The sequence below is a fragment of the Pseudomonas sp. Eqa60 genome (assembly GCF_018326405.1).
Lineage (GTDB): Bacteria > Pseudomonadota > Gammaproteobacteria > Pseudomonadales > Pseudomonadaceae > Aquipseudomonas > Aquipseudomonas protegens.
Genome location: NZ_AP024342.1, coordinates 579978 through 606975, shown reverse-complemented (window position 1 = coordinate 606975; position 26998 = coordinate 579978). Strand labels below are relative to the sequence as shown.

Genomic DNA, 26998 nt, shown 5'->3' with positions numbered 1-26998 from the left:
GGTCGCAGGTCAGGCCTCGGTGCCCTGGGCCGTCTTGGGCAGGCGCTGGTCAATCACTTGATACAAATTGCTGTCTTGCGGCCAATTGCGCATGAATCGCGCGCGATCACGGGCATAAGCCGGGGCAAAGCTGCTCAGGCTGGAGTGCTGGCACATGGAATCGAGGTCTATCAGCGCCCAGCGACCCTCTTGCCAGAACAGGTTGTGGCCCTTGAAGTCGCCATGGCTGATGCGCTCCTTGATCAGCTCGGCAAACAGCTGGTCCAGCGCCAGCAATTCCGGCTCCGGGGCTTGCCCGCTGTCCACGAAGGGTGCAAAGCGCTCGATGATGTCCGGCCCTGGCAGATGCTCGGTCACCAGGTAGGCGCTGCGCCGCAGCCACAGGAAACGCCGCTCCAGCAAGGCCAGAGGCTTGGGCGTGGCAATGCCCAGGAACGCCAGGCGATTGCCTTCGCGCCAGGAATGCCAGGCCCGGCTCGGGCGCCAGAAGCGCTTGAGCCAGTGAGCAAAGCCCTTGATGTTGTAGCGCTTGATCACCAGCGGCCGGCCCGCAACCTCGACCCGCCCAACACTGGCCGCGCCACCGGTCTTGTACAGATGGCCCTGATCCAGCAGGGCGTCGGCCTGCTCCAGCACCGGCAGCATCGCCGCCTCTTCCTCACGGCGGATCGCGCGCAAGGCGAACGGGCCGCGCTGCACGCTGAACAGCGTGCACTCGCGGCCGACCTTGTTGAGAAAGTCCCGCAGGCGCCAGCCCCGGACCTTGTTCACCTGCTTCTGCAGGGCTTCCAGGGGCAAGGCATGCTCGGCGTTGCTCAACAGGTAGTGCACCAGCAACTCTTCGGTGAACGGTTCCAGACTCTTGGGCAACTGGGCGAAGAATACCCCGAGGTTCTCCAGGACCTTCTGCCGGGACAGGGGCTTGCCCGCCTCTTCGACACAGATCCCCGCCCCATCGATCAAATACAGCCGGTTGTCGTGGCGCAGCAGATTGTCCAGGTGCAGGTCCGATTGCCACAGGCCCTTGGCGTGCAACTGGCCGATAGCCCCGAGGGCCTCGGCCAGTACCTCAGCCTGCTCGTCGGCCAGCACTGGCAGAGCTTCCACCTGCTTCCAGGCGTCGCCCAGGCTTTGTGCGCCCTGCAGTAACTCGAACAGCAGCCAGCCGCCCTCGCCTTCCTGCAAACCGTCCGCCAGCAGCAAGGGCGTCGTCAGCCCTTGTTCTGCCAGCAGGCGCACACCCTGCAATTCTCGCTGGAAATGCCGAGCGGCCTTGGAGCCCACCAGCAGCTTGGCCAGCACCGGACGCCCGCGCCAGACCCCGGCCCCCACGTAACGCTGCCCCGGCAGCACCCGCAGCAGGCTCAGCAACTGCAACTGTGCCGGGCCGGCGGCGTCCGCCAACTCAAGGCTCAAGGGCAGCGTCGGGCTGCGCCCGCTGTTCTTCAGTTCGGACAGACGCATCAGCGTGCCCCCTTGTGGCTGCGCCGAGCACTGAGCCGCGCCACCCAGGCATCCACCAGGGAGCTGTCCCGAGGCTGGCCCACATAGGCCGCCAGCAGGCTGCGCACCTCATCGCCGCTCCACACCGCAGCCCGGCGTAGCAAGGGCTCCAGATCCTTGACCCGATCACGCTGGCCAAACAGCAGGGGCCGGGTCTTTTCCAGGTCGATCAACTGCGCCTGATACCCATCGCCCTCGGCCCGCAGGAAAATATGCTTGGGATAGAAACAGCCATGCACCTGGCGCAAGCCGTGCAGCTGCCGGGCCAGTTGCCCGCAAGCCTGGAGCACCGCCTGCCGCTGATGCTCGCTGAGCCGGTCCCACTGCAACAGCAGCGCATCCAGGTCATCCCAGCCATCCAGGGCCCGGGTCAACAGGATCGCCCGGGACTCGCCATCGACCTTGCGCATACCGAAGAACACCGCTTGCAAGGCCGGAATGCCCAACTGCTGGTAGCGGCGGATATTGCGAAATTCACGGGCGAAACTCGGCTCGCCAAAGGGCCGGTGCAGGGTCCGGGTCAGGTAGTTGGTCTGGCGCTTGAGGTAGAACCCCTGCCCTTCCACATCCAGGCGAAACACACTGCTGCTGCCGCCACGACCGGTATTGGGTTCATCCACCGCTTCCAATTGGGTGGCCCACAGCTGGTCGAAAGTGCCGAGGCCATTGCGCTCCAGCAGCGCACGCTCCTCGGACGCCAGAAAATCAGTCATTCACGCCCCTCGAAAAATCTCACCACGTGGCGAATACGCTCCTTGTCGGCGGCACTCAAGTGATCACGCTGACGGTATTGCAGGTAGAAACGCAGGCGCTGGGTGGCCGACAGATGGTATTTGGCCACCTTATCCAGACAGGCCAGGTCCTTGGTGATCCGGTACTTGAGCCAGAAACCACGCCAGAAATCGCCGTTCGGACAATCGATCAGGTACAACCGGTCCTGGTCGTCGACCAGCAGGTTGCGCCACTTCAAATCATTGTGGGTAAAGCGGTGGTCATGCATGACCCGGGTGTAAGCGGCCAACTGACGGCTGACGCCATCCACCCAACGACGGTCCTGCAGACGCGGGTCGTTGCGTTCGGCCAGCACCGAGAGATCCTCGGTACGCGGCAGCTCCCGGGTGATCATCGCCCCCCGGGAATAGGCCAGGCAGCGACGCTCCAGGCCCCAGGCCACCACATCGGCGGTGGGAATGCCCCATTTGGCGAAGCGCTTGAGGTTCTGCCACTCGAACTTGACCCGGGGCTTGCCCAGGTAGCGCCGCAGATTCTTGCCGGCGCCGGTATAGCGCTTGACGTAATAGTTGACGCCACCACGCTCGACGCGGATGACTTCGGACAACGGATCCCGGGTCAGGTGCTCGCCCTGCAGGGCAAACACCGCTTCCAGACTGCCGAAATCCTCCGCCAACGCCTGATAGGCCGGGTCCAGGTTCCAGCTCGCCATCAGAGTGCATCTCCGTACCGTTGCTTGCGGGCGTAGAGCTTTTCCGCCTTGCCTTCGAGCCAGGCCAGCAGTGCGGCCTCCTCGGCCAGAATCTGCCGCAACGGCTGCTGGAAGTAGCCCTTGAGAAAGCGCAGCTTGTCGCGGCGCGTCAGGCCGATATCCAGGGCCGAGAAATACAGCGCCGCCAGATCCTTGTTGCGCCAGCGCTGAGTGATCTTCGGCCGGGTCTGGGCCCGGTGCAGGTCGATCACCGAGAGCTTGAGCCCTTCGGGAGTGACAGGCCGATCGGTGTGCAGCAGGAAGTGGCAGATATAGCAGTCGCGGTGGTTGACCCCGGCGCGATGCATCATGCCGGTCATGCGCGCTACCTCGGCGATCAGCGCGCGCTTGAGCGCAGGCGCCGGCGGCTGCTTGACCCAGTCGATGCTGAAATCTTCGAGGCTGACGGTCGGCGCCAGTTCCTCGGTGACGATGAACGAATGCTGGTCTGCCGGATTGGCCCCACGCTCGCCGTAGGCCACGGCGGTCATGGTGGGCACGCCCACCTGATGCAGGCGCTCCAGGGCGCGCCATTCCTGGCCGGCGCCGAGCACCGGCAGTTTGGCGGTGACCAGGTTCTTGACGATCTCGCCCCAGCCGATACCACGATGGATCTTCACGAAATAACCGCGGCCGTCGACTTCCGTACGCAAGGTACGGCGCGCTTCCAGCTCACGGTAGACCTGGCCCTTCAGGCCCTCGACAGCGTCGAACGCATCGCGTCCGGCCCAGAGGCTCTTGAAGGGTTCGGCAAGCATCAACTTCATCGGTGTTGCTCCGCCAGAATCACATCCGCAGCGTGCTGCGGCATGCTGTAAAGGTCGGCCGTCTCGGCGAACGCCAGGCCATTTCGGCTCCAGGTCGCGCGTGCAGCGTCGTCGGTCAACATGGTGGTGAGGTATTGATTGAGCTGCGCCTGTTCCAGCGGCTCATCCAGCACCAGGCCGCTCTGGGCCTCGGCAATGTAATGGGCATAACCGCAGACCGCGCTGACCAGCACCGGCAGGCCGGCCACCAGGGCCTCCAGCAATACGGTGCCGGTGTTTTCGTTGTAGGCCGGGTGAATCAGCAGGTCGGCGCCCAGCAGGAACCGCGGGATATCGCTGCGGCCCTTCATGAACTGCACCTGGTCGCTCAACCCCAGCGCAGCACTTTGTACCTGGAATACCTTGGGGTCGTCCTGGCCGATTACAAACAGCCGGGTGCGTTTTTTCAGCGCCGAAGGCAATGCCGCCAGGGCCTTGAGGCTGCGGTCCACACCCTTGGTCTTGAACCCGGAACCGATCTGCACCAGCAGCAGGTCGTCATCCTTGAGCTTGAATTCGCGACGAAAATCCGCCCGGATCTCGGCGGCGTTGGCCGGTGCCCGGCGGTCCTGGGCGATCCCCGGCGGCAGCAGATGGAAGCGCTCCAGCGGGGTGTCGTAGTGCTTGATGAACAGCGGCTGCTGGACCTCGGAGATCATCAGGATCTCGGTCTTGGCGTCCTTGGCAAACACCGCGCGCTCGTACTCGGCAAAGTGCCGGTAACGGCCCCAGCGCCGGTACAGGGAGTGCCGCAGGTTCTGTGCCTTGTCCTCGAAACAGCCATCGGCGGCGTAGTACACGTCCAGCCCCGGCATCTTGTTGAAACCCACCAGCCGGTCCACCGGGCGCTTGGCCAGGTCGGCCTCCATCCAGGCGCTGAGCTTTTCATTGCGACGATGGTTGAACAGCGCCTTGACCGGCGCCACCAGCACTTCGAAACCGGGAGGGACATCGCCTTCCCAGATCAGGGTGTAGACACGGATCTGATGCCCGCGCCGCTGGCACTCCAGGGCGATGCGCATGAAATCGCGCTGCAGGCCGCCGAAGGGGAAATACTTATAAAGGACAAAAGCCAATTGCATCAGCGCGGCTCCTCAGCCAGTAACAGGGTGCTCAGTCGGCTGGCGACACGCTCGGGATTCAGGCGAGTGAAGCACAGCGGCCACTCGCGTTTGAGGTCATAACGCTGCTGGTCCACAGCGGTGGGCTGATAGGTGCATTTCTTCTGCAGGCACGGTGCGCACGGGAAGTTGCTGCCCAGGTGGATCTGCACCCGGCCATAGGCGCCGGTCAGCCCCGGGTTGGTCGGCCCGAACAGTGAGATGGTCGGTACATCCAGTGCCGCGGCGAGGTGGCCCAGCCCGGTGTCCACGGCCACGCAGGCCTGGGCATCGGCCAGCACCTTGGCGACCCCGGCCAGGTTCAGCTTCGGCAGCACCGTGGCGTTTTTCAGGCCGCTGGCGATGCGCTCGGCTCGAGCCTTTTCCGCGGGGTTGCCCCAGGGCAGCTTGACCTCGACGCCGAGCATGCCCATGCGTTCGGTCAGCTCGCGCCAGTAGGCCTCGGGCCAGTGCTTGGTGTCCCAGGTGGTGCCATGCAGGAACAGCACGAAGGGCTTCTTGCGCGGCAACTCCACGAGTTTTTCGACGTTCAGGCCATAGTCGCCCAGGCCCTGGGGCAGGTCGTAGCCCAGGGCCACGGCGAACAGTTGGCGCACGCGCTCCACCGCGTGCTGCCCACGGGCCACCGCCAGGCGCCGGGAGTAGAAGCGTGAAGCCAGAGGCTCGCGGGCCGAGTTCTTATCCAGCCCCGCCACCGGGGCGCGCACGTAGCGGGTCAGCCAGGCGCTTTTCAGCAGGCCTTGGGCATCGATCACCAGGTCGTACTTGGTCGAGCGCACGCTCTGCTTGAAGCGTCGCCACTCGCCACTCTTGATGGTCTGCCAGATGTTCTTGCGCCAGCGACGGATCGCCACCGGTATCACCTTGCCGACCGCCGGATGCCAGGTGGGAATTTCGGCAAAGCCTTCTTCCACCACCCAGTCGAACTTGATCCCGGGGATGGCTCGCGCGGCATCGGTCAGCGCCGGCAATGCATGGATCACATCCCCCAGGGACGAGGTCTTGATCAACAGTACCCGCAACTTATTGAACCTCGACCACGGTGCCCTGCAACCGCTGCAGGGCTTCGTTCACCGGCTGCGGCAACAACTGGCGCAGGCAGTTGTAATGGCCGAAGCGGCAGGTGCGGTCAAAGCACGGGCTGCATTCGATCCCCAGCCGTACTACCTCGACCCGATCGGCCAGGGGCGGGGTGAAGCCCGGCGAAGTGGAGCCGTACACCGCCACCAGCGGGCGATTGAGCGCCGCAGCCACGTGCATCAAGCCGGAATCGTTGGACACCACCGAGTCGGCGCAGGACAGCAGATCGATGGCCTCGGCCAGGGACGTTTCGCCACTGAGGTTGCTCGATTCCTCGCGCAGGCCGGGAATCAGCCGCCCGCGAATCTCTTCGCCCACAGCATGGTCATTCTTCGAGCCGAACAGCCAGACCTGCCAGCCTTCGCGGATCTTCGCCTCGGCGACCTGGGCGTAGTGCTCGGACGGCCAGCGCTTGGCTTCGCCGAACTCCGCCCCCGGGCACAGTGCCAGCACCGGGCGGTCCAGGCTCAGGCCGAACTTGGCCAGGGCCGCGTCCCGGCTTTGCGGATCGATCTGCAGGCTCGGGCGCGGATAAGGCTTGGGCAGCTCGGTCCCCGGCTCATAGGCCAGGGCCATGAAACGCTCGATCATCAGCGGATAACGTTCTTTGTCGAGCTTGCGCACGTCATTGAGCAGGCCGTAGCGGAACTCGCCGCGCCAGCCGGTGCGCTTGGGAATGCCGGCAAAAAACGGCACCAGCGCCGACTTCAGCGAGTTGGGCAGCAGGATCGCCTGATCGTACTGGCCAGCCAGGGACTTGCCGATCCGCCGGCGGGTCGCCAGTTCCAGGGCGCCATGGCCCAGGGGAAAGCTCAGGGCCCGACGCACCTGGGGCATGCGTTCGAGGATCGGCCGGCTCCACTCGGGGGCCAGCACGTCGATCTCGCATTGTGGATGACGCTGTTTCAGGCACTCGAAGAGTGTCTGCGCCATCACCATGTCACCGACCCAACTGGGCCCAACGATCAGAATATTCATGTGGTTTCCATAAACGAACCGGGGAGGCATACGCCTCCCCGCCTCGAGAATCCAGCACCGCGGCCTTCACCGCCGGTTCAGTTTGGGCGAGCCGGCAAGGCCCGCCGAATACATGGTTGGCCTTCTCAGGCCGCTTAGCTTAGCCCCAGCTCACGCCAAATTCGTAACACTTCCCGTCGTTCGGTCACAAATTGATCACCGGTAATGATTCCGGCCTCATTCTGCAACGCCTGCCGGTGAGCCGCGGAACGGTAGGCCTTGTAGACCTCGCGCAGCAGGCTGGCATCGCTCGCGGGCATCAGCCCGACTTGCTCCAGACCTTCCAGGATGCGGATGTTATCGGTATAGCGCAGCAGTGACGGGTGCTCTTCGGACCACGCCAGGGCCGCGTATTGCACCATAAATTCGATATCGACGATACCTCCGGCGTCCTGCTTGAGGTCGAACGGCGCCGTGGCTTCGAAGGCATTGGCTGCAGTTCCGGCGGCGGTCAGGCGGCTGCCCAGGTTGTCGCGCATCTTGGCCCGCATCTCGCTGACTTCCTGGCGCAGCTTGGGCAGGTCGCGTTTTTTCCCCAGCACCGCGGCCCTGACCTTTTCAAAGGCCTGGCCCACATCCTGGCTGCCCACCAGCACCCGCGCCCGCACCAGCGCCTGGTGCTCCCAGGTCCAGGCCTCGTTTTCCTGATAGCGGGCAAAGGCCCCCAGGGAACTCACCAGCAACCCAGACGCGCCGGAAGGCCGCAGGCGCATATCCACTTCATAGAGCTGGCCGGAGTTGGTCTGGGTGGTCAGCAGGTGAATGATGCGCTGCCCCAGCCGGGTGAAGAACTGCGCACCATCTATGGGTTTGGGCCCGTCGGTTTCCGCCTGGGGGTCGCCATCATGGATGAACACCAGGTCCAGGTCGGAACCGTGGCCCAGCTCGATGCCGCCGACCTTGCCGTAACCGACAATGATGAAGCCCGGGTCGCACAAGGTGCCGTCGGTACGCAGCGGTGCACCGTGCTTGGACACCGTCTGGCGCCAGGCCAGGGCCAGCACCTGTTCCAGGATCGCTTCGGCGAGCCAGGTCAGGTAATCGCTGACTTTCATTAAAGGCAGGCTGCCGGCGATCTCCGAGGCGGCCACTCGCAGGCGGTGGGCCAGCTTGAAGTGGCGCAGGGCTTCCATCTGCTGCTCCAGGTCATCCTCGGGAATGCGCGTCAGGCGCTCGCGCAACTCGGCAGCCAGTTCCGGCGCCAGGGGCGGCTTGAACAGGCGCCCTTCGTTGAGCAGTTCATCCAGCAGCAGGGGGAAGCGGGTGATCTGCTCGGCGATCCACGGGCTGGCGGCGCACAAGGTCAGCAGACGACGTAGAGCCCCCGGGTTCTCGGTGAGCAGCACCAGATAGGCCGAACGCCGCGCCACGGCTTCCACCAGCGGCAGCACTCGCTCCAGCACCAGGTCCGGATTGGCGTGCTCCACCGCCTGGGCCAGCAACCGCGGAATAAAGGCATCCAGACGTTCGCGTCCCAGGCGCTGCATGGCACGTAGCTGCGGGCTGCCCCGCAGACCGGCCAGGGCACGCAGGGCCTTGGGCGCATCGACGAAGCCGCCCTCCTGCAACTGGCGGCAGGCGGCCTCCTCGTCCTGGGCTTCCTCCCACAACGGCAGCCATTCGCCACCCACCACCACTTCGCTTTCGGCGCCTTCATCCTCATCCGGGTCGGCGATGACCTGACGGAAGTGCCAATCTACCCGGCCGCGCCAGTGCATCAACTGTTCGTGGAAAGCGTTCCAGTCGGCAAAGCCCAGCATGAAGGCGATCCGCGCCTGATCCTGGGGATTGTCCGGAAGCATCTGCGTCTGGCGATCGGCGATGGCCTGGATCGCGTGCTCGGTATAGCGCAGGAACTCATAGCCTTCGCGCAGCTCGCTGATCACGGCAGGCGGCAGGTAGCCCTGCCCTTCCAGAGTGCCCAGCACCTTTAATAGAGGACGCTGCTGCAGGCTCAGGTCGCGTCCGCCGTGGATCAGCTGGAAAGCCTGGGCGATGAACTCGACCTCGCGGATCCCCCCCGAGCCCAGCTTGATATTGTCGGCCATGCCCTTGCGCCGGACTTCCTGCTGGATCAGCTGCTTCATGGTGCGCAGCGCCTCGATGGCGGAAAAGTCCAGGTAACGGCGATAGACGAAAGGCCGCAGCATGTCCAGCAACTGCGCACCGGCGGCCTGATCCCCTGCCACCACCCGGGCCTTGATCATGGCGTAGCGTTCCCAGTCGCGCCCCTGATCCTGGTAGTACTGCTCCAGCGCATTGAAGCTCAACACCAGGGCACCGGCAGAACCATAGGGCCGCAGGCGCATGTCGACGCGGAACACGAACCCGTCGACGGTCATCGGGTCCAGGGCCTTGATCAGGCGCTGCCCGAGGCGAATGAAGAACTCCTGATTATCCAGGGGCCGCTTGACGCCGACGGTCTCGCCGCCTTCGGGGTAGGCGAAGATCAGGTCGATGTCCGACGACAGGTTGAGTTCCACCGCCCCCAGCTTGCCCATGCCGAGGATCACCATCTGCTGCGGCTCGCCGCTACGCCCGCCGGTGGGCACGCCGAACTGCTGGGTGTGACGCAGATACAACCATTGATAGGCCTGGTCGATGCAGGCGTCGGCCAGATCGGAAAGGTCGCGGCAGGTCTGCACCAGATCCGCCTGGCGGGTCAGGTCGCGCCAGATGATCCGTACCTGCTGACGGGTGCGCTGGCGCCGCAGCACGCGCCCCAATTGATCCTCGCTCTCGGCCGCCTGCACCGCGGCGGCGATTTGCGCGCACAACTCCCCAGGCGCGAATGGGCGGTCCAGCTCGCCGCTGCGCACCAGCTCCAGCAACATCAAAGGGTCACGCAGGCTCTGTTCAATGACAAAGTCGCTGGCGGCGCCCACCCGGGCGAACTCCGCCCAGCGTTCGGCGCTCCAGTCGGCCAACCCGGGATCGCCTTCCAGGGCCGCGACGGCGCCACGCAACGACTGCTCTGCGCGGCTGACCAATGGCAAGAGAATCGCGGGGACGGGGGCAAGCGCGGGCAGGCTCATGGGCTATCCTTGATCGGCGTGGAAAATGCGGGCGGGGACGGATGTCGCGGGCAGGCCGCCTGATGGACTGTCGAACAAAAGTTAGAAATAGCTGAAAATAGGTTTTTTTTAGCAGCCGGCATTAATTTATTACCTATTCCCGTTAGTCATCGACCAACAGTAACGATTATTCTCACAACGCAGCAGGAGGCCACAAGCCGCTCTTCTGTAGTTTTACTACTCGTATATACATTCGAAAGGCTGAAATGGCCGACGATTTGTAGTAAAACTACACGCCGCTGGATCAACCTCCGGCAATCCAAGAATTTATAATCGTCTGCCCAAAAGGCCAGTCGCAAACTCAGGCAACCGATTCTGGAAGCCTTTCCGCCCTGGAGCAAGCCATGCAAGACCTCGATCCCGTCGAAACCCAGGAATGGCTGGACGCCCTGGAATCGGTTCTCGACAAAGAAGGCGAAGACCGTGCTCACTATCTGATGACCCGTATGGGCGAACTCGCGACCCGCAGCGGCTCGCAACTGCCCTACGCCATCACCACGCCGTACCGCAACACGATTCCCGTCACCCACGAAGCACGCATGCCTGGCGACCTGTTCATGGAACGCCGCATTCGCTCGCTGGTACGTTGGAACGCGTTGGCCATGGTCATGCGTACGAACCTGAAAGATTCTGACCTGGGCGGTCACATCTCCAGCTTCGCCTCCAGCGCCACCTTGTATGACATCGGCTTCAACTACTTCTTCCAGGCCCCGACCGACGAACACGGCGGCGACCTGATCTACTTCCAGGGTCACGCATCGCCAGGCGTCTACGCCCGTGCGTTCATGGAAGGCCGCATCACCGAAGACCAGATGAACAACTTCCGCCAGGAAGTCGATGGCAATGGCCTGTCGTCCTACCCGCACCCTTGGCTGATGCCTGACTTCTGGCAGTTCCCGACCGTTTCCATGGGTCTGGGCCCGATCCAGGCGATCTACCAGGCGCGCTTCATGAAGTACCTGGAAGCCCGTGGCTTCATCCCTGCCGGCAAACAGAAAGTCTGGTGCTTCATGGGCGACGGCGAGTGCGACGAGCCGGAATCCCTGGGCGCGATCTCCCTGGCCGGCCGCGAGAAGCTGGACAACCTGATCTTCGTCATCAACTGCAACCTGCAGCGCCTCGACGGCCCGGTTCGCGGCAACGGCAAGATCATCCAGGAACTCGAAGGCGTGTTCCGTGGCGCCCAGTGGAACGTCAACAAGGTGGTCTGGGGCCGTTTCTGGGACCCACTGCTGGCCAAGGACGTCGACGGCATCCTGCAGCGCCGCATGGACGAAGTCATCGACGGCGAGTACCAGAACTACAAGGCCAAGGACGGTGCGTTCGTCCGTGAGCACTTCTTCAATACCCCTGAACTCAAGGCGATGGTTGCCGATCTGTCCGACGACGAGATCTGGAAACTCAACCGTGGCGGCCACGACCCGTACAAGGTCTATGCGGCCTACCACGAGGCGGTCAACCACAAAGAGCAGCCGACCGTCATCCTGGCCAAGACCATCAAGGGTTATGGCACCGGCGCCGGCGAAGCGAAGAACACCGCGCACAACACCAAGAAAGTCGACGTCGACAGCCTGAAGCTGTTCCGCGACCGTTTCGACATTCCGGTGAAAGACGACGACATTGAGAACCTGCCGTTCTTCAAGCCAGAAGAAGGCAGCGCCGAAGCCCGCTACCTGAGCGAGCGTCGTGCCGCACTGGGCGGTTTCGTGCCGCAGCGTCGCGCCAAGAGCTTCAGCGTCCCGACTCCGCCACTGGATACCCTCAAGGCCATCCTCGACGGCTCGGGCGACCGTGAAATCTCCACCACCATGGCCTTCGTGCGGATCCTCGCGCAGCTGGTCAAGGACAAGGAAATCGGCCAGCGCATCGTGCCGATCATCCCGGACGAAGCCCGTACCTTCGGTATGGAAGGCATGTTCCGCCAGTTGGGCATCTACTCCTCCGTCGGCCAGCTCTACGAGCCAGTCGATAAAGACCAGGTGATGTTCTACCGCGAAGACAAGAAGGGCCAGATCCTCGAAGAAGGCATCAACGAAGCGGGCGCCATGAGCTCCTTCATCGCTGCCGGTACTTCGTACTCCAGCCACAACCAGCCAATGCTGCCGTTCTACATCTTCTATTCGATGTTCGGCTTCCAGCGTATCGGCGACCTGGCCTGGGCTGCCGGCGACAGCCGTACCCGCGGCTTCCTGATCGGCGGTACTGCCGGGCGCACCACCCTCAACGGGGAAGGCCTGCAGCACGAAGACGGTCACAGCCACATGCTGGCCGGGACCATCCCGAACTGCCGCACCTTTGATCCGACCTACGGCTACGAGCTGGCGGTGATCATCCAGGACGGCATGAAGAAGATGACCGAAGAGCAACAGGACGTCTTCTACTACATCACCGTGATGAACGAGTCCTACCAGCAGCCAGCCATGCCGGCCGGTGTCGAGGAAGGCATCATCAAGGGCATGTACCTGCTGGAAGAAGACACCCGCGAGGCCGCGCACCACGTGCAACTGATGGGCTCCGGCACCATCCTGCGCGAAGTTCGCGAAGCCGCGAAGATCCTGCGTGACGAGTTCAACGTCGCTGCCGACGTCTGGAGCGTGACCAGCTTCAACGAACTGCGCCGCGACGGCCTGGCCGTGGAACGCAGCAACCGCCTGCACCCTGGCCAGAAGCCGAAGCTGAGCTATGTCGAAGAGTGCCTGAACGGCCGCAAGGGTCCGGTCATCGCCTCCACCGACTACATGAAGCTGTTCGCCGAACAGATCCGCCAGTGGGTCCCATCCAAGGAGTTCAAAGTCCTGGGCACCGACGGTTTCGGCCGCAGCGACAGCCGCAAGAAACTGCGTCACTTCTTCGAAGTAGACCGTCATTTCGTGGTGTTGGCAGCCCTGGAAGCCTTGGCTGACCGTGGTGACATCGAACCTAAGGTCGTGGCTGAAGCCATCACCAAGTTCGGTATCAACCCGGAAAAACGCAACCCACTGGACTGCTGAGGAGACTTTCTGTGAGCGAACTCATTCGCGTACCTGACATCGGCAGCGGTGAAGGTGAAGTAATCGAACTGTTTGTGAAGGTCGGCGACCGTATCGAAGCCGACCAGAGCATCCTGACCCTGGAATCGGACAAGGCCAGCATGGAAGTGCCGGCCCCGAAATCCGGCGTCATCAAGAGCCTCAAGGTGAAGCTGGGCGACCGTCTGAAAGAAGGCGACGAACTGCTCGAACTGGAAGTCGAGGGCGCCGCTGCTGCGGCCCCGGCGGCTGCTCCTGCGGCAAAAGCTGAAGCCAAACCGGCGGCTGCTCCTGCCGCAGCGCCAGCCCCAGCCGCAGCCCCTGCTGCCGCTTCGGTTCAGCAAGTGCACGTGCCGGACATCGGTTCGTCGGGCAAGGCCCAGATCATCGAAATCCAGGTCAAGGTCGGCGACAAGGTCGAGGCTGATCAATCGCTGATCACCCTGGAATCCGACAAGGCAAGCATGGAAATCCCGTCGCCTGCCGCTGGCGTGGTCAAGGCCATCAGCGTCAAGCTCAACGACGAAGTCGGCACCGGTGACCTGATTCTGGACCTGGAAGTGGCGGGTGCTGCGGCTCCTGCTGCCGCTCCGGCCCAGGCTGCTGCTCCGGCCGCTGCCGCTGCGCCTGCTCCTGCAGCAGCCCCGGCTGCTCCAGTGGCTGACAGTGTTCAGGACATCCACGTTCCGGACATCGGTTCGGCCGGCAAGGCCAAGATCATCGAAGTGCTGGTCAAGGCTGGCGACAGCGTTGAAGCCGACCAGTCGCTGATTACCCTGGAATCCGACAAGGCGAGCATGGAAATTCCATCGCCTGCCGCTGGCGTGGTGGAAAGCGTTTCCATCAAGCTGGACGACGAAGTCGGCACCGGCGATCTGATCCTCAAGCTGAAAGTCAAAGGCGCAGCGCCTGCTGCTGCCCCGGCTCCGGCTGCGGCGCCAAGCGCTCCGGCTCCAGCCGCCGCTGCTGCCCCGGCTGCCGCTGCACCTGCTGCCGCCCCGGCCGCCGCACCTGCCAAGCCAGGCGCGAAAGTTCACGCCGGCCCGGCTGTGCGTCAACTGGCCCGTGAATTCGGCGTCGAGCTGAGCGCTGTCGGCGCCAGCGGCCCGCACGGTCGCATCCTGAAAGAAGACGTGCAGGTCTACGTCAAGGCCATGATGCAGAAGGCCAAGGAAGCGCCAGCTGCTGGCGGCGCAACCGGTGGCGCGGGCATCCCGCCGATTCCGGTCGTGGACTTCAGCCGCTTCGGTGAAATCGAAGAAGTGCCGATGACCCGCCTGATGCAGGCCGGCGCCGCCAACCTGCACCGCAGCTGGCTGAACGTGCCACACGTGACTCAATTCGACTCGGCCGACATCACCGAGCTGGAAGCTTTCCGCGTTGCACAGAAGGCCGTGGCCGAGAAGGCCGGCGTCAAGCTGACCATCCTGCCGCTGCTGCTCAAGTCCTGTGCCCACCTGCTCAAGGAACTGCCGGACTTCAACAGCTCCCTGGCGCCAAGCGGCAAGGCGATCATCCGCAAGAAGTACGTGAACATCGGCTTCGCCGTGGACACTCCGGATGGCCTGCTGGTACCGGTGATCAAGAACGTCGACCAGAAGAGCCTGCTGCAACTGGCGGCCGAGGCAGCTTCCCTGGCGGAAAAAGCCCGCACCAAGAAGCTCTCCGCGGACGAGATGCAAGGCGCCTGCTTCACCATCTCCAGCCTCGGGCACATTGGCGGCACCGGTTTCACGCCGATCGTCAACGCGCCGGAAGTGGCGATCCTCGGTGTTTCCAAGGCCACCATCCAGCCAGTCTGGGACGGCAAGGCCTTCCAGCCGAAACTGATGCTGCCACTGTCCCTGTCCTACGATCACCGTGTGATCAACGGCGCGGCCGCCGCACGCTTCACCAAGCGCCTGAGCGACCTGCTGGCAGACATCCGCACCATTCTGCTGTAACCCGCGTACCGGCCCTCCTGTCATGGGCGGGCCGGTAGCGCACGCTTTCCGAGCGCCACGCTCGTACCTCAACCCCGTCAATTTGGCGGGGCTTTTTTTGCCAGAAAAACGTCGCCAATTGCCCGTCAGTGCACGACGTTAAACAGCAAAAAAGTTACTTTGCAGAAATCCTTCTGCCTGCCGATACAGGTTTATAGCACTTAGCCTTCATCTTACTTGTCAGTCGATGCGCCATGATGCAACCTTGCCGCAGGCAACAGTAAAGAGGGCGTGAGCCCGGCGCGATCAGCAATTTCGAAGCGAGTTTCCCCATGAAAAGCCAACCCGATGCCGCCAGCCGTATGGCGGCCGAGGTAGTGACGCAGTTGCCTGTGCCCTCGCGGCTCGGCATGTTGCGTTTCGAACGGCTGAATGAAGCGAGCTGGGCGCTGCTGTTTCTCGATCCCAATTGCGAACGCCAGTTCGGCCTGCCCGCCGTCGAACTCTGCGCCCTGGTCGGCTCGCCCTATGCCAGCCTGATGGAGCCCGAAGCCCGCTATCAGTTGCACGACACCATCCAGCAGCAACTGAGCAACAGCTCTCATTACCTGATCCGCTATACCCTGCACACCGCCCAGGGGCCCTTGAGCATCCTCGAGCTGGGCGAAGCCTACAAACAGCACAACCGGCACCTGCTGCGCGGCTACCTGTTGGTGGTCGAAGGGCTGTTCAGCGATGCTTCGGCGCTGCCGGCACTGGATCTGGAAACCCAGAACACCCGCCTGCAGATCGCCCTGGAACTCAACCAGCGGGCCCAGCAGGAGCAATTGCAGCACCTGGAACGGGTGCGTGCGCAGCAGGATTTGATCCTGCTCCTGACCCGCCAGCGCTACAGCACCGGCAATTCGTTGAAGGAAGCTGCCGAACTGATTACCCGCAGCGCCTGCGACATCTACCAGATCGACTGCGCCAGCATCTGGAACCTGGAAGACCAGCAACTGGTGCCGATTGCCGCCTATCACCGCGGCCCCCAGGAATACCGCATGCCGGAGCCCATCGACGCCAGCAGCTTTCCCGACTACCTGGAAGCCCTGCACAGCTGCCGCGCCATCGACGCGCAGAACGCCATGCGCGACCCGCGAACCCGGGAGATGGCCGAGAGCCTGCGCCCGCGGGACGTCAACGCCATGCTCGACGCCAGCATCCGCATCGACGGCCAGGTGGTCGGCGTGCTGTGCCTGGAACAGACCGGCATGACCCGGGCCTGGCAGTCCGACGAGATCGCCTTCGCCGGCGAACTGGCAGACCAGTTCGCCCAGGTCATCAACAATCACAACCGGCGGGCCGCCACCAGCGCCCTGCACCTGTTCCAGCGCGCCGTGGAACAGAGCGCCAACGCCTTCCTGCTGGTCAATTGCGACGGCGTGGTGGAGTACGTCAACCCCAGCTTCACGGCGATCACCCAATACAGCACCGAAGAGGTCCATGGCCACCGCCTGTCCGAACTGCCGGCCCTGGAAAACCTCAGCGAGCTGCTGTTCGACGCTCCGTCCAGCCTGGCCAAGAGCAACAGCTGGCAGGGCGAGTTCAAGAGCCGGCGCAAGAACCTGGAGCCTTACTGGGGCCAGCTGTCGATCTCCAAGGTGTATGGCGACAACCGCGAGCTGACCCACTACATCGGCATCTATGAAGACATCACCCAGACCAAGCTCGCCCAGCAGCGCATCGAGCGCCTGGCCTACACCGACAACCTGACCAACCTGGGCAACCGCCCCGCCTTCATCCGCAACCTCGATGAACGCTTTGCCCGAGACAGCGATACCCCGATCAGCCTGCTGCTGGTGGACATCGACAATTTCAAGCGGATCAACGACAGCCTCGGCCACCAGACCGGCGACAAACTGCTGATCAGCCTGGCCCGGCGCCTGCGCAACAGCCTGAGCCCCAGCGGCAGCCTGGCGCGCTTCGCCAGCAACGAATTCGCCGTGCTGCTGGACAACACCGACCTGGAAACCGGGCAACAGATCGCCAGCCAGTTGCTGATGACCCTGGACAAGCCGATGTTCGTCGACAACCAGTTGATCAGCGTCACCGGCTCCGTGGGCCTGGCCAGTGCGCCGCTGCACGGCCGTGACCCGCAGACCCTGATGCGCAACGCCGGCCTGGCCCTGCACAAGGCCAAGGCCAACGGCAAGCACCAGGTGCAGGTGTTCACCGAGGCGCTGAACGCCGAGGCCAGCTACAAACTGTTCGTCGAGAACAACCTGCGCCGCGCCCTGACCCAGAACGAGCTGGACGTGTTCTACCAGCCCAAGCTGTGCCTGCGCAGCGGCCGCCTGCTCGGCATGGAGGCGCTGCTGCGCTGGAACCATCCGGAAAAGGGCATGATCCGCCCCGACCAGTTCATCAGCGTGGCGGAAGAAACCGGCCTGATCATCCCCATCGGCAAGTGGATCGCCCGCCAGGCCTGCCGCATGAGCAAGCAACTGACCGCCGCCGGCATGGGCAACCTGCACGTGGCCATCAACCTGTCGCCCAAGCAGTTTTCCGACCCGGACCTAGTGGCCTCCATCGCCAGCATCCTCAAGGAAGAACAGCTGCCCTCCTCGCTGCTGGAGCTTGAGCTAACAGAGGGCCTGCTGCTGGAAGCCACCGACGACACCCACCAGCAGCTGGAACAACTGAAAAAACTCGGCCTGACCCTGGCCATGGACGACTTCGGCACCGGCTATTCGTCCCTGAGTTACCTGAAGAAATTCCCCATCGATATCATCAAGATCGATCGCAGCTTCATCCACGAGATCCCCGACAACCAGGACGACATGGAAATCACCTCCGCGGTGATCGCCATGGCCCACAACCTGAAGATCAAGGTGGTCGCCGAAGGCATCGAGACCGCCGAGCAACTGGCCTTCCTGCGCCGCCACCGCTGCGACGTGGGCCAGGGCTACCTGTTCGACCGGCCGATTCCCGGCTCCGAGCTAATTGCCAAGCTCAAGCGTTATCCTCGTGGCCCGATTGCCTGACAGCGCTGTAACACTCGGGCAAACTGCGTGTCTGATTAATTACTCGATCCCACCCTGACTGAGAGGACTGATCATGGTTCTGCGCTCGGAAATTCTGGTGAACAAAAACGTGCTACCGACCAAAGAACAAGCTCTGCCTGGCCGCGAAACCCCGATGACTCTGCCTGAAAAGCACTTTGTCTTCGAAGACACCCCGCTGCTTGGCCCGTTCTTCCAGGACGTCGACTTCGCGATCTTCGGCCTGGGCTGTTTCTGGGGCGCCGAACGCCGCTTCTGGCAGCGCGAGGGCGTGGTCAGCACCGTGGTCGGTTACGCCGGCGGCTTCACCCCGAACCCGACCTATGAAGAGGTCTGCTCGGGCTTAACCGGCCACACCGAAGTGGTGCTCGTGGTGTATGACAAGGCCAAGGTCAGCTACAAAGAACTGCTGGCAATGTTCTGGGAGCTGCACAACCCGACCCAGGGCATGCGCCAGGGCAATGATATCGGCACCCAGTACCGCTCGGTGATCTACGCCACCAATCCGACCCAGCTGGAGCAGGCGCTGCACAGCAGGGACGTGTTCCAGGCGGAGCTGACCAAGGCCGGCCTGGGCACCATCACCACGGAAATCGAAGAAGCGCCGACCGTGTACTTCGCCGAGGCTTACCACCAGCAGTACCTGGCGAAGAACCCTGAAGGCTATTGCGGGATCGGCGGCACCGGCGTGACCTGCCCGATCTGAGTCCTTGGGCCGGCCAGCCGGCTCCTGCAACCTTGCGCAGGAGCTGGCTGGCCAGCGACCCTTTACTCTGCGATCAACCAGTCCATCTGCCAGCCGCCCTGGGTCTGGCCGAGCTTCTTCGACAGCCAGGGCAGCAACTCGCGCAATTCCTCTTCCAGGCCCCAAGGCGGGTTGGCGATCGCCAGGCCCGAGCCGTTGAGGCTGTTGGGCGTGTCCAGCGGATGCACCAGCAACTCCACCCGCAGCAGCTTCGGCGCACCGGTACCGGCCAGGTCCTGGTAGAAGCGTCGCAGGGCGCGCTGGTCCTTGACCGGGTACCAGATGGCCGCCACGGTCTGGCGCATGCGGCCAATGGCTTCCTTCAGCGATGCCGCACAGCGCTGCATCTCGTCCAGTTGCTCGAAAGGCGGGTCGATGAGCATCACCGCGCGTTTTTCCGCCACCGGCAGCAGGGCCCGGGCCACGTGCCAGCCCTCGCCCAGGTGCACCGCTACCCGCCGGTCACCCTTCATGTTGTCCTTGAGCAGCAGGCCGTCTTCCGGGTGTTTCTCGTTGAGCAGCACCCGATCCTGGGAACGGGTCAGGCGCCGAGCCAGTTCCGGCGAGCCCGGGTAGTAACGCAACTCGCCATCGGGGTTCATCTTGCGCAGCACCTGCATGTAATCGGCGGTCAGCGCCGGCAGGTCCTCGTCGCCCCACAGGCGGGCGATGCCTTCCAGGTACTCGCCGGTGCGCGTGGCCTGGTCGCCCTTGAGGTCATACAGGCCGATACCGGCGTGGCTGTCGAGGTAGGCGAACGGCTGCTCCTTGCGCGACATCAGGGCGATGAGGCGGGTCAGGGTCAGGTGTTTGAAGACGTCGGCGTGATTGCCGGCGTGGAAGGCGTGACGATAGTTCATGGTTGCTCCTGCGCAGGGGGGCAAGTTTACCCTGTGCGCAGGCTGTCGTCAGTTCAGAGCCGGGCCGTACCCGGCGCAGGCGACGACGGGCACGGGGAGGGTTTCAGACAAACTCGTGGCTGACTTGCGACCACAGGCTGACCCGCCGCCCGGACGTTTCGAACACCTCGATCTCGCGCTTGATCCCGCCGCTGTCCTTCCAGCCCGGCAGGTCGAGCACGATCAGCTCCTCCATCATCGCCATGTACAGCGCATCCACCGGCGCCCAGAGCTTGCCGATGGCGGCATTGTCCTTGCCCGCCAGGCACAGGTTGATCGGGTGGGACATGCTCACCTGGCTGAACACCGCATGGCCGGCTTCCAGTATCTGCGCCGCGACCTGGTTGCATTGGAGAAAACGCTCGTTGATGACGGCCGGCTCGGAATGGCTGTAGGGGCAGGCCAGGAAAATCTTGCGCATCGTTACCTCGATTTCAGTGATAGGTGATGCGGGCCGTCAGGCCCGCGCAGGTTGCAGGGCAAAGGCGGCCGCCTGTTCCTGCTCTTGCAGCTCATAGCGCTGGGCGGCTGGCACCGAGATGCGGATGGCGATCGCCACCGCCAGCAGGCCGCCGAACAGTTTGCCGAGCAGAATCGGCAGGATCAGGCTTGGCTGGAAGTTCGCAGTGAACGCCAGGTGGTCGCCGATCAGTGCCTGGGCGCAGACCCCCAGGGCCACGCACAGCACCTTGTCGCGGGCGGTCATGTGCTTGAACAGGTGGAAGGTGGCGATGATGTTGGCAAACACCATGATGAACCCCGCGGCACCGGTGCTGGACAGGTTCAGATGGCGCCCCAGCAGTTCCATGGGCTTCTTGCAGTAGCGCTGGAACAGGTAGCAGATGGGGAAGGTACCGGCGAGCATGATGCCGATGTAGCCGGCGATCTCGATCGCCCGGAACAGCTCCTTTTCGTCGGCGAACATCGGGTCGAAGCCCCAGCCGCCGAAGTTGATGCTGAAGAACTTGGTGAAGTGCTCGACGATGCTCAGGGCCAGGATCAGCTTGATCGCCGCGTCCATGATCTTGCCGAACACCAGGAAGCCCCTGACCATCATCTGCGGCCGGTAGCGCAGCCCCGCCGCCAGCAGAAAGCAGAACACGAACAACGGCGCCAGCAGCTTGAGCATGTCGACGAAGCCCAGGGACAGGTAGTACAGCGCCTCGGAGTTGGTGGAAACGATGTCCCGCACCGGCAAGTGGGTAGCGGTGATGATCAGCAGCGACATCAGCACCGCGAACGGAATGCTGATCAGCCCGGCCATGGCACCCAGGGCCAGGTACTTGTGGTCCTTGCGCTCGAGCATGGTCAGGCCCACCGGGATCAGGTAGACGATGGTCGCCCCGGAGGTGTAGCCCACCAGCATTGCGGTGATCCACAGGTCACGGTTGGCGGTCAGGGCGTTGGCCAACTGGTAGCCGCCCATGTCCACGGCAATGATCGACAGCGCCGCGATGGAGACATCCGAACCCAGGGCGTTGAAAAACGGCCCCAGGGCGTGGGAAATGCCCTGGGACAGGTAGGGAATCGCCACCATGATCCCGGCCTGGGCCAGGAACACCGGGCCGATGGAGTGGATACCGTTGACGAACTCCTTACCCAGCCCACTCTCGGGCTTGATGATGGATGACAGGGCGCCGATCACGGCGCCGAGCATGATCAGGTAAATGACGTAGTTTCCAAATTCAGCCATGTGGGTTCATCTCTCTGAGCGTCATTTATAGGTTTCCCCCGCCGGGGAAGTTCTTGTCGAGGCCAGCTCTGGTCACTCATCGCCAAGGAGAACGATGAACCAGGTGATGAAACACAGGGCACATCCCGTGCCACAATGTGTATTAGTTGTGGTTTTTACTTTAAAACAACCATATTTCGGTCAATTCATCTTCGCAACATTGGCCCGACCTGCCGTGGGTCCTGCGCCAACCCCATGACTGCGGGCCATTGTGAAACGTGCAAGTAAATGCTTAACTTTTCCATCGAATTTGACCGAATCAGCATATTTCTGAACCAGGAGTGTGCGTAAGTAACAAAAAATGCCCATTTGTGTGGCGAAGTACCACTAAACGGAAAACACCATGCGCCCCAACGAACGACGACAGCACATTCTCGAACTCCTGCGGCAACGGGAGCGGATTTCTGTGGAAGAGCTGGCGCGCATCACTGCCACGTCCCAGGAAACCATCCGCCGCGACCTCAGCGACCTGGCAGAAAGCGGCCTGGTCACCAAGTTCCACGGTGGCGCGGCCCTGCCTCCTACCGGCGAGCACGAAAACACCTTCCAGACCCGCATGAACGAACACGCCCAGGAGAAGCGCGCCATCGGCCGCTACGCCGCCGGCCTGTTCTGCGCGGGCGACAGCATCTTCATCGATACCGGCACCACCACCCTGTTCTTCGCCCGGGAACTGGCGCAGCACACCCGCCTGACGGTGATCACCAACTCCCTGCCGATTGCCGGCTGCATTGGCGAGTCGGGCAATCGGGTGTTCATGATCGGTGGTGAATATCGCCCCGACTCGACACAGAACGTCGGCACCCTGGCCCTGGAGCAAATCACCCGTTTCAACGCCGAGCACGCGGTAATCACCATTGGCGCACTGAATGAAGACGGCGCCATGGACTTCTCCATCGAAGAAGCCGAAGTGGCCCGCGCCATGATTGCCCAGGCCCGCCAGCTGACGGTGATCGCCGACTCTTCGAAGCTGGAACGCCGCGGCCTGTTCAAGGTGTTCCCGCTGGAGCGCATAGACCGCCTGGTGATCGACCGCCAGCCCGGCCCGGAGCTGCTGGCGGCCCTGGAGAAAGCCGGCGTGGAGGTGCATCTGGTGCCACAGCCCTGAACGAGGGCCGTTACCACAGGCGATGGCCATCACCGAAAACCACAACCAAATGACCGATATATGACCGAATATAAAACAAAAACAACAATCATGGCCCGCATTATGCTTTGATTCCTGCACAGATCCTTGGGTGTTACCGCAGGAAACAGGCATTTATATGACCGAACTTTATCCGAATAATGTGACTTTCGACGTAGCCATCGTCGGTGGCGGGGTCGTCGGTTGCGCCATGGCCCGGCGCTTCGCCCTCGAAGGCGCACGGGTGGTGCTGCTGGAAAAGGGCAGTGACATTCTCTCCGGCGCCAGCAAGGCCAACAGCGCCATCCTGCACACCGGCTTCGACGCCCCCAGTGGCAGCCTGGAACTGCAGTGCATGCAGGCCGGCTACCAGGAATACCTGGAAATCCACTCGGCCATGAACCTGCCACTGCTCAAGAGTGGCGCGCTGGTAGTGGCCTGGAACGCCGAGGACCAGGCCAGGCTGCCGGGGATCCTCGCCCAGGCCCAGGCCAATGGGGTAGACAACGTACGCCTGCTGGAACGCAGCGAGATCCTCGCCCTGGAGCCGCACCTGGCCAATCACGCCGTGGGCGCGGTACTGGTCCCCGACGAGCACCTGATCGACCCCTGGTCCGCACCCCTGGGTTACCTGCAGCAGGCCATGGCCCATGGCGCCCGCGTACAGTTGCAATGCGAGGTGCAGCAAGGCCAGTTCGATGGCGACGCCTGGACCCTGCACACCAACCGGGGCACCCTGCGCAGCTCCCAGGTGATCAACTGCGCCGGGCTGTTCGGCGACACCCTGGAACACAACCTGCTGGGCCACAGCGAATTTCGCATCATGCCGCGCAAGGGCCAGTTCGTGGTCTTCGACAAGGCCGCGGCCACACTGCTGGAGCACATCGTCCTGCCGGTACCCAACGAGCGCACCAAGGGCATAGTCCTGACCCGCACGGTGTACGGCAACCTGCTGGTGGGCCCCACGGCCGAAGAGCAGGAGGACCGCGTGCATGCGGGGCTCGACGGCCCGACCCTGCAAAGCCTGATCGATGCCGCCGTGGAGCGGATTCCCGCCCTCGCCGGGATACCGGTCACCGCCACCTACGCCGGGCTACGCCCCGCCAGCGAAAAGAAGGAATACCGGATCCAGGCCGACCACGCCCGGCACTGGATCACCGTCGGCGGCATCCGCTCCACCGGGCTCACCGCCGCCCTGGGTATTGCCCGGCATGTCTACGGCCTGTACAGCCAGCGCCGCCAGCACCAGCCGGTGCGCGAACCGGTCTGGCCACAGATGCCCAATCTGGCGGAGCACTTGCCCCGCGACTGGCAGCGCCCCGGGTATGGCGAAATCGTCTGCCATTGCGAACTGGTGACCCGGCGCGAAATAGAAAGCGCTTTGCACAGCCCCCTGCCCCCTGGCGACCTGGGCGGGCTCAAACGCCGCACCCGCGCCTGCATGGGCCGCTGCCAGGGTTTCTATTGCTCGGCCAAGGTCGCCGAACTCAGCGCCAGCCAACTGGCCGTCCCTCTTGCCACAGGTCGTTGCCATGAACAGCACTGAACTTCTTCAGGCCGAAGCGGCCATTATCGGCAGCGGCCCGGCGGGCCTGGCCGCGGCTATCGAACTGCGGCGCCAGGGTATCGGCCCGGTGATTGTCATCGAACGTGAAAGCGAAGCCGGCGGCATTCCCCGGCACTGTGCCCACCCGCCCTTCGGCATGCGCGAGTACCAGCGCCTTCTCAGCGGGCCGGCCTATGCCCGGCGCAATGTCGAAGCCGCGCTGAAAGCCGGCGTGATCCTGCTGCTGCGACACACGGTGGTCAGCCTGGAACCCGGCGGCCTGTTACGCCTGGCCACTCCAGACGGACCACGGCAGATCCAGGCACAGAAGGTGCTGATCGCCACCGGCGCCCGGGAAACCCCGCGCTCGGCACGCCTGCTGTCCGGCGACCGCCCGGTGGGGGTGATCAACACCGGGGCCTTGCAGAACTTCCTCTATGTGCAGCACCTCAAGCCTTTCGAGCGGCCGCTGATCATCGGCACCGAACTGGTCAGCCTGTCTGCCGTGCTCAGTTGCCGACGCGCCGGTATCCGTCCAGTGGCGGTGCTGGAAGCCAATAAACGAGCCACCGCCCGCTGGCCGCTGTCGGTGTTCCCAAGGTTGCTGGGCATCCCCATGCACTTTGGCGCCGAGCTGCTGGCGATCAATGGGTGTGGCCGGGTGGAGTCGGCTCGGGTGCGCCTGGCCGACGGCCAGGTTCGCGACATTTCCTGCGACGGCGTGCTGCTCACCGGCCAGTTCACCCCGGAGTCGAGCCTGGTGCGCCTGAGCCACCTGCAACTGGACAATGGCAGCGGCGGCCCGAAGATCGACCAGTACGGCCGCTGTTCGGACCCGGCCTACTTTGCCGCCGGCAACCTGCTGCGGCCGATCGAGACGGCCGGCTGGTCCTACCGCGAAGGGCGGCGCATCGGCAGCCTGATGGCCCTGGCCCTGAGCGGCCAGCTACCCGATGCCAATGACGCCCTGACCCTGAAGTACGCCGCCCCGATCAAGCTCGGCGTGCCAGGCCGCCTGGTGCGTGGCGAACTGGCGGGCCTGGCGCACATCCAGTTGCGGGTCAGCCAGGCGGTCAGTGGCACTCTGCGGGTCCGCGCCCAGGGCCTGGAGCTCTGGAGCCGACCGGTCTCGGCACTGCCGGAACGGCGCCTGCTGATCCCCATCAAGGACCTGCACCTGCCGGAACATTTCGACCAACTGGACATCTGCATCGACCAGGCCGTCCCACAACAAGAGAAATGACCATGCGAATAGCCGCACTTGACCAGGGCACCACCAGCACCCGCGTACTGGTCGTGGACATGCAAGGCCGTGCCGATATCCAACTGGCGCTGCGCCACCAGCAGCATCACCCGCGCCCAGGCTGGGTCGAACACGACCCGCTGGAGCTGCTGGCCAACCTGCAACGCTGCCTGGAAGCCACCGGCCGGGTCGACGCCATCGGCCTGGCCAACCAGGGTGAAAGCTGCCTGGCCTGGGACGCCGTCAGTGGCGCGCCGCTGTCGCCGGTGATCGTCTGGCAGGACAACCGCAGCACCGCGCGCATCGAAGAACTGCGCGCCAGCGGCGCCGAAGCCCTGACCCTGGAGCGGGCCGGGCTGCCCCTGGATGCCTACTTCTCCGCCAGCAAGCTGGCCTGGATCGTCGACAACCTGCCGGCGGCACAGGCCGCCCTGAGTGCCGGCCGCCTGCGCCTGGGCACCACCGATGCCTACTTTCTCGATCGCCTGACAGGGGTCTACGCCACTGACATCACCACCGCCTCGCGCACCTCGCTGATGAATCTCGCCACCGGCCAGTGGGACCCGCAGCTGTGCCAGCTGTTCGGCGTGCCCATGCAGGCCCTGCCGGAAATCCGCGCCACGGTCGGCGACTTCGGACGCATCGGCCAGACCCCCATCAGCGCCTCGGTGGTCGACCAGCAAGCCTCGCTGTACGGTCACGGCTGCCGGGAGCCGGGGGACGCCAAGATCACCTTCGGCACCGGCGCCTTCGCCCTGACAGTCACAGGCGAACAGATCATTCGCGCTCCGGAGAAAGGCCTGCTGGCCACCGTCGCCTGGCAGGCCGACGGCAAACCGGTGTATGCCATGGACGGTGGCGTGTACGACGCTAGCGCCGCAGTGGAATGGGCCGGGCGCCTGGGCCTGTTCAGTGATTTCTCGGAATTGGCAGCCTTCGATCAGCCACCGGCGATTTCCCGCGAGCTGGCGTTTGTCCCGGCCTTGTCCGGACTTGCCTGCCCGCACTGGGACCGCAGTGCCGGGGCGGTGTGGATCGGCATGAACGCCGCCACCACTCGCCAGGACCTGTGCCAGGCGGTATTGGAAGGCGTGGCCCTGCGCAGCGCCGAAGTGATCACGGCGATGGACGACCACCTCAGCGTCACCGACCAGCTATCGATCGACGGCGGGCTGGCCCGCAGCCCGTATTTCGCCCAGTTCCTGGCCGATATCCTGCAACGCACCATCGTCACCCAGCGCTTCGACGAACTCACCGCCCTGGGCTGCGCCGCCCTCGCCGCCCGCGGCCTGGGGCTGGAGTTACCAGAGCTGGACAACACCCGTACCCACTACCGGCCACGTATCGACCGGGCCACGGCAGACGCCTGGCGCAGCACCTTCAGTGGCGCCGTCAAGCGCTCCCAAGGTTGGTCCCAACCCCGCTGAAACGCTACAGCGGCCAAGGACGGCCGCCCCTGTCCCTGCACGCCTGCGCGCCCCCTTGCCCATCCGCCGCGCCTGTTGGACACTGGCGCGCCTGCCTGCGGCCAAGCGGCAGGTACATCAAGCGGTTGCTGGCGACTCAGACACACGGGACCACTGACTGCTGCGCGGGCACCCACCCTGCCTGCTGCACTCATTAAAGGATTGCTACTGAGTCGAGGATTT

At 63.9% G+C, this 26998-nt stretch carries 19 protein-coding genes; 8 read left to right on the top strand and 11 right to left on the bottom strand.

All coding sequences use genetic code 11. The features are described 5' to 3' along the window. Positions 1 to 9 precede the first annotated feature (9 nt). The 8 genes from KI242_RS02660 to glnE form a co-directional block, all read right to left on the bottom strand. Positions 10 to 1464, bottom strand: a complete 1455-nt coding sequence (locus KI242_RS02660; protein WP_015633911.1) for a lipopolysaccharide kinase InaA family protein — start codon at positions 1462 to 1464, stop codon at positions 10 to 12. Then, positions 1464 to 2216 carry a lipopolysaccharide kinase InaA family protein gene (locus KI242_RS02655; protein ID WP_011058889.1) on the bottom strand — a complete coding sequence of 251 codons (753 nt, stop codon included), beginning with the start codon at positions 2214 to 2216 and terminating at the stop codon, positions 1464 to 1466. Before KI242_RS02655 ends, KI242_RS02660 begins: the two co-directional genes overlap by 1 nt. Further along, complete coding sequence (locus KI242_RS02650; protein ID WP_011058888.1) at positions 2213 to 2947, bottom strand: lipopolysaccharide kinase InaA family protein; 735 nt, start codon at positions 2945 to 2947, stop codon at positions 2213 to 2215. The genes KI242_RS02655 and KI242_RS02650 overlap by 4 nt, the downstream gene beginning before the upstream one ends. Next, complete coding sequence (gene rfaP, locus KI242_RS02645; RefSeq protein WP_047283653.1) at positions 2947 to 3753, bottom strand: lipopolysaccharide core heptose(I) kinase RfaP; 807 nt, start codon at positions 3751 to 3753, stop codon at positions 2947 to 2949. Before rfaP ends, KI242_RS02650 begins: the two co-directional genes overlap by 1 nt. Further along, entirely contained in the window at positions 3750 to 4874 is a 1125-nt protein-coding gene (locus tag KI242_RS02640; protein WP_011058886.1) for a glycosyltransferase family 4 protein, read from the bottom strand. The genes rfaP and KI242_RS02640 overlap by 4 nt, the downstream gene beginning before the upstream one ends. Beyond that, positions 4874 to 5935, bottom strand: coding sequence for a lipopolysaccharide heptosyltransferase I (gene waaC / locus KI242_RS02635; protein ID WP_011058885.1), 1062 nt, complete (start codon positions 5933 to 5935; stop codon positions 4874 to 4876). Before waaC ends, KI242_RS02640 begins: the two co-directional genes overlap by 1 nt. A gap of 1 nt (position 5936) precedes the next feature. After that, entirely contained in the window at positions 5937 to 6971 is a 1035-nt protein-coding gene (gene waaF / locus KI242_RS02630; RefSeq protein ID WP_041751920.1) for a lipopolysaccharide heptosyltransferase II, read from the bottom strand. Between the two features lie 134 nt (positions 6972 to 7105). After that, positions 7106 to 10045, bottom strand: a complete 2940-nt coding sequence (gene glnE / locus KI242_RS02625; RefSeq protein WP_019093029.1) for a bifunctional [glutamate--ammonia ligase]-adenylyl-L-tyrosine phosphorylase/[glutamate--ammonia-ligase] adenylyltransferase — start codon at positions 10043 to 10045, stop codon at positions 7106 to 7108. Positions 10046 to 10428: 383 nt separating this feature from the next. Between glnE and aceE the strand changes: the two genes are divergently transcribed. From aceE to msrA, 4 genes are all read left to right on the top strand, one after another. Continuing rightward, on the top strand, positions 10429 to 13074 hold the full coding sequence (gene aceE / locus KI242_RS02620) for a pyruvate dehydrogenase (acetyl-transferring), homodimeric type (protein WP_011058882.1): 2646 nt from the start codon (positions 10429 to 10431) through the stop codon (positions 13072 to 13074). An 11-nt stretch (positions 13075 to 13085) separates the two neighbouring features. After that, positions 13086 to 15035, top strand: a complete 1950-nt coding sequence (gene aceF / locus KI242_RS02615; protein WP_123431204.1) for a dihydrolipoyllysine-residue acetyltransferase — start codon at positions 13086 to 13088, stop codon at positions 15033 to 15035. A 311-nt stretch (positions 15036 to 15346) separates the two neighbouring features. Next, positions 15347 to 18040, top strand: coding sequence for a GGDEF and EAL domain-containing protein (locus tag KI242_RS02610; protein WP_041115398.1), 2694 nt, complete (start codon positions 15347 to 15349; stop codon positions 18038 to 18040). Between the two features lie 73 nt (positions 18041 to 18113). After that, positions 18114 to 18764: a peptide-methionine (S)-S-oxide reductase MsrA gene (gene msrA, locus KI242_RS02605; RefSeq protein ID WP_041115396.1), complete on the top strand. Its 651-nt coding sequence runs from the start codon at positions 18114 to 18116 to the stop codon at positions 18762 to 18764. Between the two features lie 62 nt (positions 18765 to 18826). On the opposite strand, the gene rlmJ is transcribed toward msrA, so the two are convergent. The 3 genes from rlmJ to eutH all read right to left on the bottom strand — a co-directional run bounded on the left by rlmJ (position 18827) and on the right by eutH (position 21395). Further along, the gene (gene rlmJ, locus KI242_RS02600) at positions 18827 to 19663 is read right to left on the bottom strand and encodes a 23S rRNA (adenine(2030)-N(6))-methyltransferase RlmJ (RefSeq protein ID WP_041115394.1); all 837 of its coding nucleotides are present in this window, start codon (positions 19661 to 19663) and stop codon (positions 18827 to 18829) included. A 103-nt stretch (positions 19664 to 19766) separates the two neighbouring features. Further along, positions 19767 to 20123 (bottom strand): DUF1937 family protein, encoded by a 357-nt coding sequence (locus tag KI242_RS02595; RefSeq protein ID WP_011058877.1) that lies wholly within the window; start codon positions 20121 to 20123, stop codon positions 19767 to 19769. Positions 20124 to 20159: 36 nt separating this feature from the next. Then, positions 20160 to 21395, bottom strand: coding sequence for an ethanolamine utilization protein EutH (eutH, locus tag KI242_RS02590; RefSeq protein WP_011058876.1), 1236 nt, complete (start codon positions 21393 to 21395; stop codon positions 20160 to 20162). A gap of 382 nt (positions 21396 to 21777) precedes the next feature. Here eutH and KI242_RS02585 point away from each other — a divergent pair, with 382 nt between their 5' ends. From KI242_RS02585 to KI242_RS02570, 4 genes are all read left to right on the top strand, one after another. Further along, positions 21778 to 22542: a DeoR/GlpR family DNA-binding transcription regulator gene (locus KI242_RS02585; RefSeq protein WP_011058875.1), complete on the top strand. Its 765-nt coding sequence runs from the start codon at positions 21778 to 21780 to the stop codon at positions 22540 to 22542. Between the two features lie 157 nt (positions 22543 to 22699). Beyond that, positions 22700 to 24106 carry an NAD(P)/FAD-dependent oxidoreductase gene (locus KI242_RS02580; RefSeq protein ID WP_212805883.1) on the top strand — a complete coding sequence of 469 codons (1407 nt, stop codon included), beginning with the start codon at positions 22700 to 22702 and terminating at the stop codon, positions 24104 to 24106. After that, positions 24093 to 25349 carry an FAD-dependent oxidoreductase gene (locus KI242_RS02575; protein WP_065364861.1) on the top strand — a complete coding sequence of 419 codons (1257 nt, stop codon included), beginning with the start codon at positions 24093 to 24095 and terminating at the stop codon, positions 25347 to 25349. The genes KI242_RS02580 and KI242_RS02575 overlap by 14 nt, the downstream gene beginning before the upstream one ends. 2 nt (positions 25350 to 25351) lie before the next feature. Next, the gene (locus KI242_RS02570) at positions 25352 to 26776 is read left to right on the top strand and encodes a glycerol kinase (RefSeq protein ID WP_212805882.1); all 1425 of its coding nucleotides are present in this window, start codon (positions 25352 to 25354) and stop codon (positions 26774 to 26776) included. Positions 26777 to 26998: the final 222 nt, after the last annotated feature.

Excerpts from the sequence above, each read along its gene's own strand:
- KI242_RS02660 (WP_015633911.1), bottom strand. The coding sequence starts at position 1,464 with ATGCGTCTGTCCGAACTGAAGAACAGCGGGCGCAGCCCGACGCTGCCC.
- KI242_RS02655 (WP_011058889.1), bottom strand. The coding sequence starts at position 2,216 with ATGACTGATTTTCTGGCGTCCGAGGAGCGTGCGCTGCTGGAGCGCAAT.
- KI242_RS02650 (WP_011058888.1), bottom strand. The coding sequence starts at position 2,947 with ATGGCGAGCTGGAACCTGGACCCGGCCTATCAGGCGTTGGCGGAGGAT.
- rfaP (WP_047283653.1), bottom strand. The coding sequence starts at position 3,753 with ATGAAGTTGATGCTTGCCGAACCCTTCAAGAGCCTCTGGGCCGGACGC.
- KI242_RS02640 (WP_011058886.1), bottom strand. The coding sequence starts at position 4,874 with ATGCAATTGGCTTTTGTCCTTTATAAGTATTTCCCCTTCGGCGGCCTG.
- waaF (WP_041751920.1), bottom strand. The coding sequence starts at position 6,971 with ATGAATATTCTGATCGTTGGGCCCAGTTGGGTCGGTGACATGGTGATG.
- glnE (WP_019093029.1), bottom strand. The coding sequence starts at position 10,045 with ATGAGCCTGCCCGCGCTTGCCCCCGTCCCCGCGATTCTCTTGCCATTG.
- aceE (WP_011058882.1), top strand. The coding sequence starts at position 10,429 with ATGCAAGACCTCGATCCCGTCGAAACCCAGGAATGGCTGGACGCCCTG.
- KI242_RS02610 (WP_041115398.1), top strand. The coding sequence starts at position 15,347 with ATGAAAAGCCAACCCGATGCCGCCAGCCGTATGGCGGCCGAGGTAGTG.
- msrA (WP_041115396.1), top strand. The coding sequence starts at position 18,114 with ATGGTTCTGCGCTCGGAAATTCTGGTGAACAAAAACGTGCTACCGACC.
- rlmJ (WP_041115394.1), bottom strand. The coding sequence starts at position 19,663 with ATGAACTATCGTCACGCCTTCCACGCCGGCAATCACGCCGACGTCTTC.
- KI242_RS02595 (WP_011058877.1), bottom strand. The coding sequence starts at position 20,123 with ATGCGCAAGATTTTCCTGGCCTGCCCCTACAGCCATTCCGAGCCGGCC.
- eutH (WP_011058876.1), bottom strand. The coding sequence starts at position 21,395 with ATGGCTGAATTTGGAAACTACGTCATTTACCTGATCATGCTCGGCGCC.
- KI242_RS02585 (WP_011058875.1), top strand. The coding sequence starts at position 21,778 with ATGCGCCCCAACGAACGACGACAGCACATTCTCGAACTCCTGCGGCAA.
- KI242_RS02580 (WP_212805883.1), top strand. The coding sequence starts at position 22,700 with ATGACCGAACTTTATCCGAATAATGTGACTTTCGACGTAGCCATCGTC.
- KI242_RS02575 (WP_065364861.1), top strand. The coding sequence starts at position 24,093 with ATGAACAGCACTGAACTTCTTCAGGCCGAAGCGGCCATTATCGGCAGC.
- KI242_RS02570 (WP_212805882.1), top strand. The coding sequence starts at position 25,352 with ATGCGAATAGCCGCACTTGACCAGGGCACCACCAGCACCCGCGTACTG.